Origin of the sequence: Gelidibacter pelagius, from assembly GCF_017581925.1 — a bacterium.
In the GTDB taxonomy this organism is placed as follows: Bacteria; Bacteroidota; Bacteroidia; order Flavobacteriales; family Flavobacteriaceae; genus Gelidibacter; species Gelidibacter pelagius.
This window is the reverse complement of the sequence record NZ_JAGEVG010000004.1, coordinates 1-18,907: the sequence shown is the minus strand read 5'-3', so window position 1 is coordinate 18,907 and position 18,907 is coordinate 1. Positions and strand designations below refer to the sequence as shown.

Below are 18,907 nucleotides of genomic sequence, written 5' to 3'. Positions count from 1 at the left end.
TCATGTCTTCATACAAACCAAAAAACTACAATTCCTTATCGCCATATCTTATTGTTGACGACGCAGAAAAACTTGTCGAGCTTTTAAAAATCGTATTTGATGCCAAAGAAATAAGACGCTATGATCGTGAGGATGGCTCCATAATGCATATAGAGCTCCAACTGGATGATTCCGTTGTGATGATCAGTGATAGTACAGAAGATTATCCCGCCATTACCGCGATGTTGCACATCTATGTTCCTGATGTTTTTAAAACCTTTGATTTGGCCATTAAAAACGACTGTCTTCTGTTAGAACGACCAGTCAGTAAAGCCGATGAATCTGATACCAGAGGTGCTTTTCTGGATTATGCTGGTAATTATTGGTCAGTGAGCACACAAATAGAATTGTGAAAACTAACGTTAAGGTTACAATAGCAGTATGAGATTTTGACTCTTCACTTTTTCAATTAAAAGCTGGCCATTCGTCGATTATAGTTCATGTGACTTGCTTTTTATCGGATATTTAGTACCTTTAATAGGTGTTTTAAAGAAATTATATATAAATTCTTTAGATTTAAAGAGATTCAAACCCCAAATTGATCTACTTATGGAAACAAATGCTAATCATTTTAGTAATAGCGATATTACTATTACTTACGAACCATCTGTTTGCATCAACGCAGGACGTTGTGCGAAAGAACTTTCCGATGTATTTAGAAACTCAGTAATCCCATGGATTGACTTGGATGGTGCACCATCTGAAAGAATCATTGATCAAGTCAGAAAATGCCCTTCAGGTGCTTTGAAAGTTTTTCTTAATCAGAAAGTGGCTTAAAACATTAACGAAAAAAATCCCTTTGAAAATAAATTCAAAGGGATTTTAAAGTTTTTGATGGAGCACACCAACGAGATTTTTATTAAGCTTGACCTGTCGGTCCAAAGTTTAATGGGATGGGTGCTTGCTCGTAATCCTTTATTTCACCATGTGCGTTTTCAAAGCGCTTTACGTTTTCACCCAAAGCCTTTAGCAATCTTTTTGCATGCTGCGGCGTCAAGATAATACGTGACTTCACTTTGCTCTTTGGTGTTCCAGGCATAATGCTGACAAAATCGACAACAAATTCAGATACTGAATGATTGATGATTGCTAAGTTGGAATAAATTCCTTCTGCTACCTTTTCATCCAATTCAATATTAATCTGTCCTTGTTTTGGTGCTTCTTGGTTATCGCTCATAATTCTTACATTCCTGCGAAGGCAGGAATCTCGTCTTTAAAAGTTAATATCTCAAATAATTCGATGCGTCCATATTACAAACTTATATAACTGAAAATCATCGATTTATTAAAAAAATCCCCACTTCCGCGGGGATTAATTTATTAATTATAATTCAATTCTTCTTTAGCTTTCATCATTTCATTGAACTCTTCTTTAGAACCAACGATGATATTCTCATATCGTCTTACACCAGTTCCAGCAGGAATTCTATGACCAACAATAACATTTTCTTTCAAGCCTTCTAAGTAATCAACTTTAGCGCTTACTGCAGCTTCGTTAAGTACTTTAGTCGTTTCTTGGAACGACGCCGCCGAAATAAATGATTTTGTTTGTAATGAAGCTCGCGTAATACCTTGCAGTATTGGAGTTGCAGTAGCTGGTTGTGCATCTCTTGCAACAGCCAACTGACCATCTTCTCTTCTTACTACAGAGTTTTCATCTCTTAATTGACGCATCGTTACGATTTGTCCTGGTTTAAGCGTTTTAGAATCTCCAGCATCTTCAATCACTTTCATTCCAAAGATTTTATCGTTTTCTTCGATGAAATCTGATTTATGTGCCAATTGATCTTCTAAGAAAATAGTATCACCAGAATCAATGATTCTCACCTTACGCATCATTTGTCTTACAACAACTTCAAAATGCTTATCGTTGATTTTAACACCTTGTAAACGGTACACTTCCTGTACCTCATTTACCAAGTATTGTTGAACCGCCGCTGGGCCTTTGATATTTAAGATATCGTCTGGAGTGATAGAACCATCAGATAATGGCATACCTGCTTTAACATAATCATTTTCTTGAACAAGAATCTGACTGGATAGTTTCACCAAGTATTTCTTAACCTCGCCTAATCGCGATTCGATGATAATCTCACGGTTACCTCTTTTGATTTTTCCAAAAGAAACAACACCATCAATTTCACTTACTACAGCTGGGTTAGATGGGTTACGCGCTTCAAACAACTCAGTCACACGAGGTAAACCTCCCGTAATATCACCAGATTTAGCTGATCTACGAGGTATTTTAACCAAGACTTTACCAACATTAATCTTCTCACCATTATTAATCATCAAGTGAGCTCCAACTGGTAAGTTGTAAGAACGAATTGCGTTGCCTTTAGCATCTTCAATATGTAACGTTGGAATCAACTTCTTGTTTCTCGATTCAGAAATTACTTTTTCTTGGAATCCAGTTTGTTCGTCAATTTCAACTTGGTACGTGACACCTTGTTCAATATTTTCATAAGAAATCTTACCGGCAAATTCAGAAATAATTACACCGTTATAAGGATCCCAAGAACAAATCACATCTCCTTTTTTCACTTTATCTCCTGGCTTACAGAAAATGAATGATCCATAAGGAATGTTATGCGTACTTAGCGTAATACCTGTTTTAGCATCCACCAATTTGAATTCAGAGGTACGAGAAATCACGACATCAACAGGATCACCATTGTTATCAGTTCCTTTTACCACTTTTAAGTCTTCAATTTCAGCAATACCATCAAACTTAACGGTCAATTTATTTTCTTCAGAAATATTACCTGCAATACCTCCAACGTGGAAAGTACGTAGGGTTAACTGTGTTCCTGGCTCTCCAATTGATTGGGCAGCAACAACACCAACAGCTTCACCTCTTTGAACCATTTTACCAGTTGCAAGGTTACGTCCGTAACACTTAGCACAAATTCCTTTGGTAGCCTCACAAGTCAATGCTGAACGCACTTCAACTGAGTCTAACGCAGAGTTTTGAATGCGTTTAGCAACCGCATCACCAATATGTTCACCTGCAGCTACAATAAGCTCTTCTGTCAATGGATCATAAACATCATTTAATGATGTTCTACCGACAACTCTATCTTCAAGTCTCTCAATAATCTCCTCATTCTTCTTCAAAGCAGACACTTCAATACCTCTCAATGTTCCACAATCTTCACTGTAGACAATCACATCTTGAGATACATCTACCAAACGACGGGTTAAGTAACCTGCATCAGCCGTCTTAAGAGCTGTATCTGCAAGACCTTTACGCGCACCGTGAGTAGAAATAAAGTATTCCAAAATTGAAAGTCCTTCCTTAAAGTTAGAAAGAATTGGGTTCTCAATAATCTCTCCACCACCTGCACTAGATTTTTTAGGTTTCGCCATCAATCCACGCATTCCAGTTAGCTGACGGATCTGTTCTTTAGATCCACGAGCTCCAGAGTCAAGCATCATATATACAGAGTTAAACCCTTGCTGATCTTCACGGATACGCTTCATTGACAATTCAGTCAATTCAGCATTCGTAGAAGTCCAGATATCAATAACTTGGTTATAACGCTCGTTATTGGTAATCAATCCCATGTTATAGTTAGCCATAATACCATCAACCTGGTTGTTGGCACTATCAATCATACTTTGTTTTTCAGCAGGAATGATAATATCTCCTAAACTGAACGAAAGCCCACCTTGGAACGCAAATTTATATCCTAAATCTTTGATCTCATCTAAGAATTCAGCCGTTTCAGGAACAGAAGTTACTTTTAGAATGACCGCAATAGCATCTCTCAATGATTTTTTGGTCAATACTTGATTTATATAACCTGCTGCAGCTGGTACTGTTTCGTTAAACAGCACACGACCGACCGTAGTTTGGATGATCTTGGATACCAACTCCCCTTCTTCATTGAAATCTTTTGTTCTTACCTTGATACTAGCATTTAAATCTACTCTCTTTTCATTGTAAGCAATAGTCACCTCTTCTGGAGAATAGAACGTTATGCCTTCACCCTTTACTTTTATTTCATCAGTTGACAACCGCTCTTTGGTCATATAATAAAGACCAAGAACCATGTCTTGAGAAGGGACTGTAACAGGCGAACCGTTAGCTGGATTCAAAATATTGTGAGAAGCCAACATTAATAATTGGGCTTCCAAAATAGCTTCTGGTCCTAATGGTAAATGCACTGCCATTTGGTCACCATCAAAATCCGCGTTAAACGCCGTACATACTAATGGGTGCAATTGGATTGCTTTACCTTCAATCAATTTAGGCTGGAAGGCTTGAATACCGAGTCTGTGTAATGTAGGAGCACGGTTTAAAAGAACTGGATGTCCTTTTAAAACATTTTCTAAAATATCCCAAACTACTGGCTCTTTTCTGTCTATAATTTTCTTTGCAGATTTTACAGTTTTTACAATCCCACGCTCAATCAGTTTTCTGATGATGAATGGTTTGTAAAGTTCTGCTGCCATGTTTTTAGGCAATCCACATTCAAATAATTTTAATTCTGGTCCAACGACAATTACCGAACGTGCTGAATAATCTACACGTTTACCTAGTAAGTTTTGACGGAAACGTCCTTGTTTTCCTTTTAAGGAATCAGATAATGATTTTAACGGTCTGTTAGAATCTGTTTTAACTGCAGATGCTTTACGAGTGTTGTCAAATAATGAATCTACAGATTCTTGCAACATACGCTTCTCATTTCGTAAAATAACTTCTGGAGCTTTGATCTCAACCAAACGCTTCAAACGGTTGTTACGAATAATCACACGACGGTACAGATCATTTAAATCTGAAGTTGCGAAACGACCACCATCCAAAGGCACCAACGGACGTAATTCTGGTGGAATTACTGGTACGGCCTTCATAATCATCCATTCTGGAAGATTTTCACGGTTAGCGTTAGAATCACGGAAAGCTTCTACAACTTGAAGACGTTTTAACGCTTCAGTCTTACGTTGTTTTGAAGTTTCAGTGTTTGCTTTGTGACGCAATTCAAAAGACAACTCGTTCAAATCAATTCTTGAAAGCAAATCAATCAAGCATTCCGCTCCCATCTTTGCAATGAACTTATTTGGATCGTTATCATCTAAATATTGGTTATCCTGTGGAAGTGATTCAAGAATAGTCAAATATTCTTCTTCCGTCAAGAAATCCATTTTCTGCAATGGTTCCCCATCGGCGTTTTTACCATTACCTGGTTGGATCACTACGTAACGTTCGTAATAAATGATCATATCCAATTTCTTGGAAGGTAATCCCAATAAGTATCCAATTTTGTTTGGTAAAGAACGGAAGTACCAAATATGAGCCACAGGAACTACCAAATTGATATGTCCTACTCTGTCTCTACGTACTTTCTTCTCAGTTACTTCAACACCACAACGGTCACAAACAATACCTTTGTATCGGATACGCTTATATTTACCACAAGCACATTCAAAATCCTTTACAGGACCAAAAATACGCTCACAGAACAAACCATCTCTTTCTGGTTTGTGTGTACGATAATTAATAGTTTCAGGTTTAAGAACCTCACCACGAGATGCTGCTAAAACAGACTCTGGAGACGCTAAACCAATGGAGATTTTGTTAAATCTCTGTACTGTATTCTTATCTTGTCTTCTTGCCATTTTTTATGGTACTAACAAATTATAATTTAATTTTTATGATTGGTGCGGTACGGGACAGCTCGCGAGCTGTCCCAACGCGGAATAATTTCTGCGAAATTATTCTTCCAATCTAATATCCAATCCTAATCCTTTCAATTCGTGCATTAACACATTGAACGATTCAGGAAGTCCTGGTTCTGGCATTGGCTCTCCTTTCACGATTGCTTCGTAAGTTTTAGCTCTACCTATAACATCATCAGATTTTACTGTTAAGATCTCACGTAAGGTTGCAGATGCGCCGTAAGCCTCAAGTGCCCATACCTCCATCTCACCAAAACGCTGACCACCAAATTGAGCTTTACCACCCAATGGTTGTTGTGTAATCAACGAGTAAGGTCCAATAGAACGCGAGTGCATCTTATCATCAACCATGTGTCCTAATTTCAACATATAAATCACACCAACAGTTGCAGGTTGATCGAAACGATCTCCCGTACCACCATCATATAGATAAGTATGTCCAAAACGTGGAATTCCAGCTTCATCAGTCAATTCATTAATCTGATCCAAAGTTGCACCATCAAAGATTGGTGTTGCATAGGTTCGTCCTAATTTTTGACCAGCCCATCCAAGAACAGTCTCATAAATTTGTCCAATGTTCATACGAGAAGGTACACCAAGCGGATTCAATACGATATCTACCGGAGTTCCATCTTCTAAGAATGGCATATCTTCCTGACGGACGATACGTGCAACGATACCTTTGTTACCGTGACGACCTGCCATTTTATCACCTACTTTAAGCTTACGTTTCTTAGCGATGTAAACTTTAGCTAATTTGATAATACCTGCTGGCAACTCATCTCCTACAGAAATTGTAAACTTCTCACGACGCAATGACCCTTGAAGATCATTTTCTTTAATCTTGTAGTTGTGGATTAAATCCAAAACCAAATTGTTCGTCTGGTCGTCAATTGTCCAAGTTCCTGAAGTTAAATGTGTATAATCATCAACAGAGTTCAACATTTTTAAGGTGTACTTTTTACCTTTTGGAATGATTTCCTCTCCAAGATCATTAAAGATTCCTTGTGCAGTTTTTCCGTTTACTATAGCGAATAACTTATCGACCAATACGGCTTTTAACTCATCAAACTTTCTGTAGTAAACAGATTCTAATGCATCAATGTCTTCTTTATCCTTAGCTCTCTTACGTTTATCTTTTACGGCTCTTGAGAATAACTTTTTCTCAATAACAACACCATGCAATGATGGAGAAGCTTTTAACGAAGCATCTTTAACATCGCCGGCTTTATCACCGAAGATCGCTCTTAACAACTTTTCTTCCGGTGTTGGATCAGATTCACCTTTTGGAGTAATCTTACCAATTAAGATGTCACCTGGTTTGATCTCAGCACCAATTCTAATCATACCGTTTTCATCTAAGTCTTTTGTAGCCTCTTCAGAAACGTTAGGAATATCATTGGTCAATTCTTCGTTACCTAATTTGGTGTCACGAACTTCCAATGAATATTCATCAATATGGATAGATGTAAAAATATCATCACGAACAACTTTCTCAGAAATCACAATCGCATCCTCAAAGTTGTAACCTTTCCATGGCATGAACGCCACTTTCATGTTACGACCAAGAGCAAGCTCTCCATTTTGGGTTGCATAACCCTCACAAAGTACTTGACCTTTTTTAACTTTATCACCTTTGGTTACAATAGGTTTTAAGTTAATAGAAGTGCCTTGGTTGGTTTTTCTAAATTTCACCAATGGATAGGTTTTGGTATCACTATCAAAACTCACCATAGCTTGTTCTTCAGTACGTTCGTATTTGATCACAATTTCATTAGCGTCTACATACTCTACAGTACCAGCGCCTTCGGCATTAATCAATACTCTTGAATCTGAAGCTACTTGACGCTCTAAACCAGTTCCAACAATTGGTGCATCAACACGCAATAGTGGTACTGCCTGACGCATCATGTTAGATCCCATCAAGGCTCTGTTGGCATCATCATGCTCCAAGAAAGGAATCAATGATGCTGAAATAGAAGCCACTTGGTTTGGAGCAACGTCAGTATAATCAGCCGTTACACCATCAATTACTGGGAAATCACCTTCTTGACGGGCAATAATCTTGTCTTCAAGAATTTTTCCAACGTCATCAACATGAATATTAGCCTGAGCGATCAACATATCTTCTTCTTCTTCCGCGCTCAAATAAACTGGTTCATTTTTAATATCAACAACACCATCTGTAATCTTACGATATGGTGTTTCAATGAAGCCCATTCCATTAACTTTCGCGTAAACCGAAAGTGAAGAAATCAAACCAATATTTGGTCCTTCAGGAGTTTCAATTGGACATAAACGACCGTAATGTGTGTAGTGAACGTCACGAACCTCAAAACCTGCACGTTCTCTGGATAAACCTCCAGGTCCTAATGCTGATAAACGACGTTTGTGCGTAATCTCAGCCAATGGATTGGTTTGATCCATGAATTGAGATAACTGATTTGTTCCAAAGAAAGAGTTGATTACAGAAGACAAAGTCTTGGCGTTAATCAAATCAATTGGTGTAAACACCTCATTGTCACGAACGTTCATACGCTCACGAATAGTACGTGCCATACGTGCTAAACCAACACCAAACTGTTGTGATAATTGCTCACCTACTGTACGTACACGACGGTTAGAAAGGTGGTCAATATCATCAATCTCAGCTTTAGAGTTGATCAACTCGATTAAATATTTGATAATGGTAATAATATCCAATTTGGTAAGCACTTGCTTATCCATACCAATATCAAGATTCAATTTTTTGTTCATTCTATAACGACCTACTTCACCTAAAGAGTAACGTTGGTCTGAGAAAAACAATTTATCAATAATACCACGCGCAGTTTCCTCATCTGGCGGCTCCGCGTTTCTTAATTGACGGTAAATATGTTCAACAGCTTCTTTTTCGGAGTTTGTTGGATCCTTTTGAAGCGTGTTATGTATAATGGCGTAATCTCCCTGCTGTGCACTTTCTTTGTGTAAAAGAACAGTTTTTGCATCAGCTTCAAGGATTTCCTCAATATTATCTTTATCTAAAACAGTATCACGATCAAGCACAATCTCATTACGCTCAATAGATACTACCTCACCTGTATCTTCATCAACAAAATCTTCGTGCCACGTGTTAAGTACACGAGCCGCCAATTTACGGCCGATGATTTTCTTAAGACCAGACTTAGAAACTTTCACCTCTTCTGCAAGGTCAAAAATCTCAAGAATATCTTTATCACGTTCAAAACCAATGGCTCTGAACAATGTTGTAACAGGTAATTTTTTCTTTCTATCAATATAGGCGTACATGACGCTATTGATATCCGTAGCGAATTCAATCCAAGAACCTTTAAAAGGAATTACTCTGGCAGAATACAACTTAGTTCCATTCGCATGGAAGGATTGACTGAAGAATACACCTGGTGATCTGTGCAATTGTGAAACCACAACACGCTCAGCACCATTGATACAAAACGTACCACTTGGTGTCATATAAGGAATTGTACCCAAATACACATCTTGAACAATGGTCTCAAAGTCCTCATGTTCAGGGTCTGTACAATACAATTTTAAACGCGCTTTTAAGGGCACACTGTATGTTAATCCTCTTTCAATACATTCTTCAATAGAATACCTTGGTGGATCAATGAAATAATCCAAAAACTCCAAAACAAATTGATTGCGAGTGTCGGTAATTGGGAAGTTTTCCATGAAGGTATTGTAGAGACCTTCATTCCCTCTTTCTTCAGATTTAGTCTCTAATTGGAAAAAATCCTGGAAGGATTTTATTTGGATATCCAAAAAATCAGGATACTCCGTTCTATTTACAATAGACGAGAAATTTAATCTTTCAGCTTTTTGTGCTAACATCGATGAACGAGATTTTGATTAAAATAATTGTGTTTTTTTTATGTACCTTTAATATACACAAAAGGGTTTAGGTCATTCCGAACAATTCGGAAGACCTAAACCAAAATTTGTAGTTTGGGTTAAGCTTATTTAAGCTCAACTTCTGCTCCTGCGTCTTCCAATTGACCTTTTAAAGCTTCTGCTTCATCTTTAGAAACACCTTCTTTAATGTTGCTTGGTGCATTATCAACTAATTCTTTAGCTTCTTTCAAGCCTAAACCAGTTAATTCTTTTACCAATTTAACAACTGCCAATTTAGATGCACCTGCAGCTTTAAGAACTACGTCAAATTCTGACTGCTCTTCAGCCGCTTCAGCAGCACCGCCTCCACCTGCAGCAACTGCAACAGCAGCAGCAGCTGGTTCGATACCATACTCATCTTTTAATATTGTAGCTAATTCGTTAACTTCTTTTACTGTTAAATTAACTAATTTTTCTGCGAAATCTTTTAAATCTGCCATTTTCTATCGTTTTAATAATTTTAATAAAATATAATTTGTTTAAGTGCGTACTGTTTTGACTATCCTTCTTTTTCGGATAGTGTTTTAAGAATACCTGCTAATTTACCACCACTTGATTTAAGCGCTGAAATAACATTTTTAGCAGGAGATTGAAGTAATCCTACGATGTCCCCAATTAACTCTTCTCTTGATTTGATGTCGACTAATACATCTAATTGCTCATCACCAATGTAAATTGCTTCTTCAATAAAAGCTCCTTTAAGCAAAGGCTTATCAGATTTTTTACGGAATGCTTTAATTACTTTAGCTGGAGCGTTTCCAGTTTCTGAATACATTACTGAAGTGTTTCCTATTAAGATTTTTGGAAGTTCTCCAAAATCTTTAACAGAAGCTGCCATAGCTTTCTCCAACAACGTATTCTTTACGACCGACATTTTAATACCTGCTTTAAAGCAAGCGCGACGTAATTCTGAAGTGTTTTTCGCATTTAACCCAGAGATATCTGTTAAATAGATATGTGTATTATCTGCTAATTGAGTAGTCAACTCTTCAATAACTTGTGATTTTTCTTCTCTTGTCATAATATTAAAGTTTAACTACTAACCTATTTTAGTATCAATTGATATACTTGGACTCATGGTGCTTGACATGAAGATACTCCTCACATACACACCTTTCGCTGCAACAGGTTTCATTTTCATTAAAGTTGTCAAAAGCTCATTCGCATTATCCAATAACATTTCAGCAGTAAATGATGCTTTTCCGATTGGAGCATGTACGATTCCTGTTTTGTCAACTTTAAAGTCAATCTTACCAGCTTTTACTTCAGCAACCGCTTTGGCCACATCCATAGTTACTGTTCCTGTTTTAGGGTTTGGCATTAAGCCTCTTGGACCTAATATTCTACCTAAAGGACCTAATTTACCCATGATTGCCGGCATGGTGACAATAACGTCAACATCTGTCCAACCACTTTTGATTTTATCAAGGTATTCATCCAGTCCTACATAATCAGCACCTGCATCTATAGCTTCCTGCTCTTTGTCAGGGGTAACCAATGCAAGAACTTTCATGTCCTTTCCTGTTCCGTGAGGTAAAGAAACTACACCTCTTACCATTTGGTTTGCTTTACGAGGATCAACTCCAAGTCTTACAGCGATATCCACTGAAGCATCAAATTTGGTATAAGTGATTTCTTTTAATAAAGCCGAGGCCTCTTCAAGAGAATAAAGTTTGTTCTTATCAACTTTAGCTCTTGCCTCTTTTTTCTTTTTTGTTAATTTTGCCATTTCAGAAATTTTTAATTAGGTTTTTTACCTGTTACAGTAATACCCATTGATCTTGCTGTCCCAGCAACCATGTCCATTGCTTTTGCTTCTGTAAATGCATTTAAATCTTGCATTTTATCTTCTGCTATTGCTTTAACTTGATCCCAGGTTACTTTTGCTACCTTCTTTCTGTTCGGTTCTCCAGATCCTTTCTTTACTTTGGCCGCTTCCATTAATTGTACTGCAGCTGGTGGAGTCTTAATAACGAAATCAAACGATTTATCCTTGAACACAGAAATTACAACCGGTAATACTTTACCTGCCTTATCCTGAGTTCTAGCATTAAATTGCTTACAGAATTCCATGATATTAACTCCAGCAGCTCCTAAAGCGGGTCCTACCGGTGGCGATGGATTCGCTGCACCTCCCCGAACTTGTAGCTTAACTACTTTACTTAATTCTTTTGCCATTTTTTAATTTTTAGTGTACATCTTTTCATTGGAAGCCAAAAGACATACGATCTATTTGTAACAATTATTAAACTTTTTCAACTTGCATATAACTCAATTCCAACGGTGTTTTTCTTCCGAAAATCTTCACCATTACTTCAAGTTTACGTTTTTCTTCATTTATTTTCTCGATGGTTCCATCAAATCCATTGAACGGCCCATCAATTACCTTGACGGTTTCTCCAATGGTGAAAGGAATAGCTGCATTAGCGTCTGCATCAACAGTAAGCTCATCTACTTTACCTAACATCCTATTTACTTCAGACTGTCTTAAAGGCACAGGATCTCCACCTTTTACTTCTCCTAAAAACCCAATTACATTCGTAATAGATTTTATAATATGAGGAATCTCACCACTTAAATTGGCTTGAATCATGATGTAACCAGGAAAATAAACTTTTTCTTTGCTTATTTTTTTTCCGTTACGAATTTGTATTACTTTTTCAGTAGGCACCAAAACTTGATCTACATAATCTCCAAGACCCAAACGGGCGATTTCGTTTTCTATATAGGTTTTGATTTTGTTTTCTTGACCGCTTACAGCCCTTACAACATACCACTTTTTATTTCCACTAGTTTCAGACATTCTTTATTTGTATTTTACTTGATCCAGTCGAAATACGCTTCGATAACTCCGCTAAAAACCGTATCAACTCCCCAAATTGCCAAAGCAAATATGATTGAAAAAACAGCTACTACTATGGTTAAACGTTGCGCTTCAGCCCATGTTGGCCAAGTAACATTGTTCTTTAATTCACCAAATGATTCTGATATATAATTTACAAATCCTGCCATTACAGTTGTGTTTATTTTATAATGAGAGCTTCTAATTCTCTATTAATTTCGTTTAAACCATTTAAATCAAATGTTCTAAATTGCTCTGCACGGGTTGAGAGACTCGAACTCACGACACCTGGTTTTGGAGACCAGTGCTCTACCAACTGAGCTAAACCCGTATTATAAAAAGAAAACTATGATGAACATCCTTTTCTTTTTATTATAATTTCTACTATTAAATGACTCAGTTGCTGAGCTCACGTTTAAAGCGTGACAGATAAATATAAATCAAGGCATCCTGAAAAATCAAGACGCCTTAATGAATATTTAAATTATAATTAGTCTAAAATTTCAGTTACCTGACCTGCACCTACTGTACGTCCACCTTCACGAATTGCGAAACGTAAACCTACTGTCATTGCAATTGATTGAATCAATTCAACGTGAATAGTAAGGTTATCTCCAGGCATTACCATCTCAACACCTTCTGGTAACGTAATGTTTCCAGTTACGTCAGTTGTACGCACGTAAAACTGAGGACGGTAGTTATTATGGAATGGAGTATGACGTCCACCTTCTTCTTTTTTCAAGATATAAACCTCAGCTTTAAACTTAGCGTGTGGCTTAACAGATCCTGGCTTAACAATAACCATACCTCTTGAGATTTGAGTTTTCTCAATACCTCTCAATAAGATACCTGCGTTATCTCCAGCCTCACCTCTATCAAGGATTTGACGGAACATTTCAATACCAGTTACAGTAGAAGTTAATTTCTCTGCACCCATACCGATAATTTCAACTGGATCTCCAGTTTTAGCTATACCTGTTTCGATACGACCTGTAGCAACAGTTCCACGACCAGTAATAGAGAATACATCTTCAATAGGCATTAAGAAAGGCTTATCAATTTCTCTTGTTGGCTCTTCGATCCATGCATCAACAGCTTCCATCAATTCCAACAATTTATCAACCCATTCTTGCTCACCGTTAAGTGCACCTAAAGCTGAACCTTGAACAACCGGTCCATTATCACCATCATATTGATAGAATGATAATAATTCACGGATTTCCATTTCAACTAATTCCAATAATTCTGGATCGTCAACCAAGTCGACTTTATTCATAAATACAACAATTCTAGGAATACCAACTTGGCGACCTAAAAGGATGTGTTCACGTGTTTGTGGCATTGGACCATCTGTTGCAGCAACAACTAGGATAGCGCCGTCCATTTGAGCAGCACCAGTAACCATGTTCTTTACGTAATCCGCGTGACCTGGACAGTCAACGTGAGCGTAATGACGATTTGCTGTTGCATATTCAACGTGTGATGTATTAATTGTAATACCTCTTTCTTTTTCTTCTGGAGCGTTATCAATTTGATCAAATGATCTTGCTTCTGAAAAACCTGCATCAGCTAATACTTTAGTAATAGCTGCTGTCGTAGTTGTTTTACCGTGATCCACGTGTCCAATAGTACCTATATTAAGGTGAGGTTTTGAACGATCGAAAGTTGCCTTTGCCATGTTTAATTTATTTTAATCTTAATTTATATTAGTGTTCAAAAATTTAATTTTGCTTATTTAAAAAGAGCCAATGACGAGAATTGAACTCGTGACCTCTTCCTTACCAAGGAAGCGCTCTACCCCTGAGCTACACCGGCGATTGAGTTTGGTGGTTTCAGGTTTCTGATTTCAAGTTCAAAAAGTTGTAACAAGAAACTTGAAACTTATCCAGAATAGTAAATCCTATATCCTAAAACATAAGACTCACTCTTTGAGAGGGCCGGTCACGTATTGCGACGTGACAACATTTCACTCTTTTGAGCGGGCGATCACGCTTTCGGCGTGACGACACTCACTCTTTGAGCGGGAGACCGGGTTCGAACCGGCGACATTCAGCTTGGAAGGCTGACGCTCTACCAACTGAGCTACTCCCGCAATTTTTCATGGAAATTCCAAACAGAAAATTCCAAATTCCAATATTCAATGAACGTTTTCAAACTTTGGCTATGATTCATAACTAAAACTTGAGATTCCTGCCTTCGCAGGAATTTAAGGGTGACCCCTTATTAAAACTTTCAAAACACCGTTCTACAAAAGCGAGCTTAAAAGCCTTATCATATTATTTTGGATTACCTCCCTTCGGTCGGTGATCCGTAAGGGTGACCCCTTACTAAAACTTTTAAAACGCAGTTTTACAAAAGCGAGCTTTTGACAACTGCTTATTTAAAAGTTTTGTGGGGAGAGCAGGATTCGAACCTGCGAAGACGTAGTCAGCAGATTTACAGTCTGCCCTCGTTGGCCGCTTGAGTATCTCCCCAAAAACAATTCAAAATTTCAAATTTTAAATTCCAAATCCCAATAATTGGGAGTCGAACTTTAAAAGAGCCGATAGAGGGACTCGAACCCACGACCTGCTGATTACAAATCAGCTGCTCTAGCCAGCTGAGCTACATCGGCTTTTTACGAACTTTTACTTCAATAAAAAAGCCCGCTATTTCTAACGGACTGCAAATGTAGAGATTTATTTTTTTATTCAAAACATTTTAAGAGAAATTTTTATCAAATATGTGATCTTAATTTCTCTTTTCGCCTTTTTAACTGTCTTTCGAGAGATGAAACGGCCATATCTACCCCTTCCTCAAATGTTTTACACTGTTTCTTCACCACAAAACTATCTCCTGGAACGCTCACTCTGGCTTCAAATATTTTATTTTCCTTATCACTTGTGTTTTCGACTTTAAGATAGACATCTGATTGGATGACTTTATCATAAAACAAATCTAACTTATCCATTCTTTTCTGAATGAAGTCGATCAACTTCTTGTCTGCTGTAAAGTTAACTGATTGCGTGTTTACTTTCATCTGTTCGATTTTTTAATAAATTAAAAGCACAAAATAATTAACGTTTCATGCTTTCATTTGGTTAGACACTAGTTATTATTTTTACTTCTTGGGTGCGCATTGGCATACACCTTCTTTAATTCTGCTATACTATTATGTGTATAAACTTGGGTCGCTGCTAAGCTTGAATGCCCCAGCAATTCCTTAACGGCATTTAAATCAGCTCCTTGATTAAGCAAATGAGTCGCAAATGAATGCCTCAATATATGTGGACTCTTTTTTACTTTACTAGAAGCCAAACTAAAATACTCATTTATAATTCTGTAAACAAGTGTTTCATATATTTTTAACCCTTTTTTAGTTAAAATCAAATATTCCCTGTCTTCTATAATTTCTAATTCATTTCTTAGCTGCAAATAATTATTTGCAGTCATCACTACGCTATCAATTAACGGCACAAAACGCTCTTTATTTCTCTTGCCGAGAACCTTCAAAGTTTTATTGGCTAGATCCAGATCTTTTAGCTTAATCTGAATAAGTTCGATACGTCTAATCCCCGTTGCGTAAAAAAGTTCCACAATAAGGCGGTTTCTCAATCCTTCAAAATCAGTTTCCAATTCCAAAATTTGAATAACCTCTTCCATTTCCTTTTTCGAAAATGGAATCTGAACTTTTTTAGTAGTTTTTAACGCTTTGTGCTTGGATAGAGGGTTGGCCTTAATAGTTTCTGTCTTAATCAGAAATTTAAAATAAGAGTTAAGTGATGAAATTTTACGATTGATACTTCTATTGGAGATTTCTTGTTCCACCAAAAAAACAATCCAACTTCTTATTTGTGAATAATTGACATCATTAATGGCACTGGAGTCATATTCCTCATTAATAAATACTGAAAAACCTTCAAGATCCGTGAGATAAGCCTTCACCGTCAATTTTGAATAATTTTTTTCGTGTAGGAGGTATTCGGTAAAAGAATGGAATTGTGATTTCAGTTCAGACATTAATGATCACATTTGAATTTGGTTCATTAAATATAAGGCAAAAAAAATTCCTGCGGCTGCAGGAATCTCTTTTATTTGATTTCAAATTTACAATTATACATTTTCACGATCTCTTAATCCTTGGATGTATTGTGCTTTTTGAAAAGAAGCTCTATTTAGAACTGAAGGCTTGTCAAATTGCTTACGCGTCTGCAATTGACGTTTCGTACCGGTTTTATCAAACTTTCGTTTGTAACGCTTTAACGCTCTATCTATATTTTCTCCTTCTTTAATTGGTATTATTAACATAGTGTCTTAACCTCCTCTCTTTTAGAATTTTCAGGCTGCAAATATAAAAAGTATATTATAATTTCCAATTAATATTTAAAAATAATTAATCGAAAGTTTATCAACTTTAAAAACCACTAAACCAGAGTGAAAACAACACTTACCTTTATAAGTTACTCCTTATACAAGGAAGATCGCTTGGTCAAATCTTGAATCAACTTTTCATCTTCCTCACTTTCCAACAAGGTGTTATAGTTTCTCCAAAAGTCCTTATTATAAGGTTTTACGGCGAAAATATCCGGATCCCAAGGCTGGCTTAAAGCCATTTCAATTTGTTCTGGATCAAGAATGATTTCAGTGAACAATAATTCTTGGACCGTATAGTAAAAGCGTTCATCTGTATTGGCGTCGGGATCATTTACTTCCCCTGGCTTTGTGGGTTTGTACCCAACATTCACCAATTTTGGGGTTTCATAGTACAGATAGTTAGGATACATTTTATCTTCATACTCTCTAAAAGTCATTATCAACTTATGGTTGATCTTCGTATCGAAAAGCGTTTTGCTTCTGCTTTTTTGGGCGTCTGACGCAGCAACCAATTCATACTCCAATTTCTTAATGGCATAATTATCATAATAAATATAAAGCCATCCTTTAGCGTGGTAGCCATCATTATAGATGCCTTTGGTCTCCAGATTTATGTATTTATAACTTTCTGAAATCTCGATTTTATAAATCTTTCTATCATCGTCAACCAAAATAGTGTCTAACCTGAATTGGTGCCTGTCTAAAATGTCTTCACCAAACAAAGCACGATTATTATTGGAATTTCTTAAGACGTTCAATTTACTTTCAAATAAATTTTGGAGACCATTGATTCTGGTGTCGTTCCATTTGATGGCTTTCACCAAAGTAGATGTTTTGATCGTATCTCTTCTTAGGTTTCTTGCCATGAGATTGCCTCTATTGGCTTTTTCCTTAAGATAGGCGGTGTAGGTGAGTAAGCTATCCACATCACGCAGATCATAGCTTTTTCTGACTTGATCTACATTTATTTTAAGATTGGAGGCCGCCGATGACATATAGCTGGAATCATAAACCGTTATCGCACTTTCGATGAGCCACTTAAACTCTCGTCGGTTTCGTTCTTTATGACGTAAAAAACCTTTTTGAATATACGGTGTTTCAGGCATATTTACAGACAATCTTTCCAGGGCCCTGAGTACAATGTCATTGGCTGTTTTCGGTCTGTTTTCCGCAATCAGTACTATTTCATCTAAGGAAGCAATATCCTCTTCCAAGTAAATTTCTTGAGAATTGTCAAACTCATTTACGGGTGTTTTAAAACTTTTGTACCCGATGGATGAAATGACTAAGGTGTCGTTTTCAAATTGAATTGGCACCAATAGAACAAATTTACCATCGGCGTTACTAACCGTTCCGATGGTCGTATTTTGCACATAAATGCTGGCACTTTCGATAGGCATCAAGGTGCCAAAATCAGAAATTTTATTTTTGACTTCCTTTTGAGAAAATACTGAAAAAGAAAAAAAGCAAATTGATAACGTCAGTAGGTATTTGAAATAATTGACTTTCATGTTCAGGATGTAGATTAGTTATATATCAGACTTACACTGTTTTTTTAAATCATGATTAAAGCCAATTTGGGGTTTTTAGCTAAAATGATGAGCAATTATATTATGTCACAGGGTTGTACTCTTTTTTTACCAATCACCAATTTAGTACAATTGGGGTGAATTTTCACTAAAATGATGATCAAAATATTTATGTTGTCGGTTTATAGTCTTTTTTATCAATCATCATTTTAGCGCAATTGGAATGAATTTTTGCTAAAATCATGATCAAAATACTTAGGTCGCCGGTCTATAGTTCTTCTTATCGATCACCATGTTAGCGCAATTAGAATGAATTTTCGCTAAAATGATGATCAAAATACTTAGGTCGCCGGTTTATAGTCCTTCTTATCAATCACCATTTTAGCGCATTTGGAATGAATTTTCGCTAAAATGATGATCAAAATACTTAGGTCGCCGGTTTATAGTCCTTCTTATCAATCACCATTTTAGCGCAATTAGAATGAATTTTCGCTAAAATGATGATCAAAATACTTAGGTCGCCGGTTTATAGTCCTTCTTATCGATCACCATT

At 36.8% G+C, this 18,907-nt stretch carries 16 protein-coding genes and 5 tRNA genes; 2 read left to right on the top strand and 19 right to left on the bottom strand.

The features are described 5' to 3' along the window. Positions 1 to 2 precede the first annotated feature (2 nt). Both J4051_RS04395 and J4051_RS04390 read left to right on the top strand, forming a co-directional pair. Positions 3 to 392, top strand: a complete 390-nt coding sequence (locus J4051_RS04395; RefSeq protein WP_208232644.1) for a VOC family protein — start codon at positions 3 to 5, stop codon at positions 390 to 392. A gap of 196 nt (positions 393 to 588) precedes the next feature. Further along, positions 589 to 816: a (4Fe-4S)-binding protein gene (locus tag J4051_RS04390; RefSeq protein ID WP_208232643.1), complete on the top strand. Its 228-nt coding sequence runs from the start codon at positions 589 to 591 to the stop codon at positions 814 to 816. 82 nt (positions 817 to 898) lie between these two features. Here J4051_RS04390 and J4051_RS04385 read toward each other — a convergent pair whose 3' ends face one another. The 19 genes from J4051_RS04385 to J4051_RS04295 form a co-directional block, all read right to left on the bottom strand. Further along, on the bottom strand, positions 899 to 1,216 hold the full coding sequence (locus tag J4051_RS04385) for a DUF3467 domain-containing protein (protein ID WP_208232642.1): 318 nt from the start codon (positions 1,214 to 1,216) through the stop codon (positions 899 to 901). 143 nt (positions 1,217 to 1,359) lie between these two features. After that, entirely contained in the window at positions 1,360 to 5,661 is a 4,302-nt protein-coding gene (gene rpoC, locus J4051_RS04380) for a DNA-directed RNA polymerase subunit beta' (protein WP_208232641.1), read from the bottom strand. Between the two features lie 96 nt (positions 5,662 to 5,757). Continuing rightward, the gene (gene rpoB, locus J4051_RS04375; RefSeq protein ID WP_208232640.1) at positions 5,758 to 9,570 is read right to left on the bottom strand and encodes a DNA-directed RNA polymerase subunit beta; all 3,813 of its coding nucleotides are present in this window, start codon (positions 9,568 to 9,570) and stop codon (positions 5,758 to 5,760) included. Between the two features lie 125 nt (positions 9,571 to 9,695). After that, positions 9,696 to 10,070, bottom strand: a complete 375-nt coding sequence (gene rplL, locus J4051_RS04370; RefSeq protein ID WP_163517896.1) for a 50S ribosomal protein L7/L12 — start codon at positions 10,068 to 10,070, stop codon at positions 9,696 to 9,698. A gap of 59 nt (positions 10,071 to 10,129) precedes the next feature. After that, positions 10,130 to 10,651, bottom strand: a complete 522-nt coding sequence (gene rplJ, locus J4051_RS04365; RefSeq protein ID WP_208232639.1) for a 50S ribosomal protein L10 — start codon at positions 10,649 to 10,651, stop codon at positions 10,130 to 10,132. Between the two features lie 18 nt (positions 10,652 to 10,669). Continuing rightward, the gene (gene rplA, locus J4051_RS04360; protein WP_208232638.1) at positions 10,670 to 11,359 is read right to left on the bottom strand and encodes a 50S ribosomal protein L1; all 690 of its coding nucleotides are present in this window, start codon (positions 11,357 to 11,359) and stop codon (positions 10,670 to 10,672) included. Positions 11,360 to 11,370: 11 nt separating this feature from the next. Beyond that, complete coding sequence (gene rplK / locus J4051_RS04355; protein ID WP_163517899.1) at positions 11,371 to 11,808, bottom strand: 50S ribosomal protein L11; 438 nt, start codon at positions 11,806 to 11,808, stop codon at positions 11,371 to 11,373. Between the two features lie 67 nt (positions 11,809 to 11,875). Further along, positions 11,876 to 12,433, bottom strand: a complete 558-nt coding sequence (gene nusG / locus J4051_RS04350) for a transcription termination/antitermination protein NusG (RefSeq protein WP_208232637.1) — start codon at positions 12,431 to 12,433, stop codon at positions 11,876 to 11,878. A gap of 14 nt (positions 12,434 to 12,447) precedes the next feature. Next, the gene (gene secE, locus J4051_RS04345) at positions 12,448 to 12,642 is read right to left on the bottom strand and encodes a preprotein translocase subunit SecE (RefSeq protein ID WP_199600045.1); all 195 of its coding nucleotides are present in this window, start codon (positions 12,640 to 12,642) and stop codon (positions 12,448 to 12,450) included. Between the two features lie 88 nt (positions 12,643 to 12,730). After that, positions 12,731 to 12,803 (bottom strand) — tRNA-Trp (locus J4051_RS04340). A 159-nt stretch (positions 12,804 to 12,962) separates the two neighbouring features. Continuing rightward, positions 12,963 to 14,150: an elongation factor Tu gene (gene tuf / locus J4051_RS04335; RefSeq protein ID WP_208232636.1), complete on the bottom strand. Its 1,188-nt coding sequence runs from the start codon at positions 14,148 to 14,150 to the stop codon at positions 12,963 to 12,965. Between the two features lie 65 nt (positions 14,151 to 14,215). Further along, a tRNA-Thr gene (locus J4051_RS04330) sits at positions 14,216 to 14,287 on the bottom strand. Positions 14,288 to 14,491: 204 nt separating this feature from the next. Beyond that, a tRNA-Gly gene (locus J4051_RS04325) sits at positions 14,492 to 14,564 on the bottom strand. Between the two features lie 300 nt (positions 14,565 to 14,864). After that, positions 14,865 to 14,946 (bottom strand) — tRNA-Tyr (locus J4051_RS04320). Between the two features lie 66 nt (positions 14,947 to 15,012). Further along, a tRNA-Thr gene (locus J4051_RS04315) sits at positions 15,013 to 15,086 on the bottom strand. Between the two features lie 102 nt (positions 15,087 to 15,188). Then, complete coding sequence (hpf, locus tag J4051_RS04310) at positions 15,189 to 15,491, bottom strand: ribosome hibernation-promoting factor, HPF/YfiA family (RefSeq protein WP_129016654.1); 303 nt, start codon at positions 15,489 to 15,491, stop codon at positions 15,189 to 15,191. A gap of 68 nt (positions 15,492 to 15,559) precedes the next feature. Then, on the bottom strand, positions 15,560 to 16,471 hold the full coding sequence (locus J4051_RS04305; protein WP_208232635.1) for a tyrosine-type recombinase/integrase: 912 nt from the start codon (positions 16,469 to 16,471) through the stop codon (positions 15,560 to 15,562). Positions 16,472 to 16,564: 93 nt separating this feature from the next. Beyond that, on the bottom strand, positions 16,565 to 16,759 hold the full coding sequence (gene rpsU, locus J4051_RS04300; protein WP_208232634.1) for a 30S ribosomal protein S21: 195 nt from the start codon (positions 16,757 to 16,759) through the stop codon (positions 16,565 to 16,567). Positions 16,760 to 16,911: 152 nt separating this feature from the next. Beyond that, the gene (locus J4051_RS04295) at positions 16,912 to 18,336 is read right to left on the bottom strand and encodes a carboxypeptidase-like regulatory domain-containing protein (RefSeq protein WP_208232633.1); all 1,425 of its coding nucleotides are present in this window, start codon (positions 18,334 to 18,336) and stop codon (positions 16,912 to 16,914) included. Positions 18,337 to 18,907 lie beyond the last annotated feature (571 nt).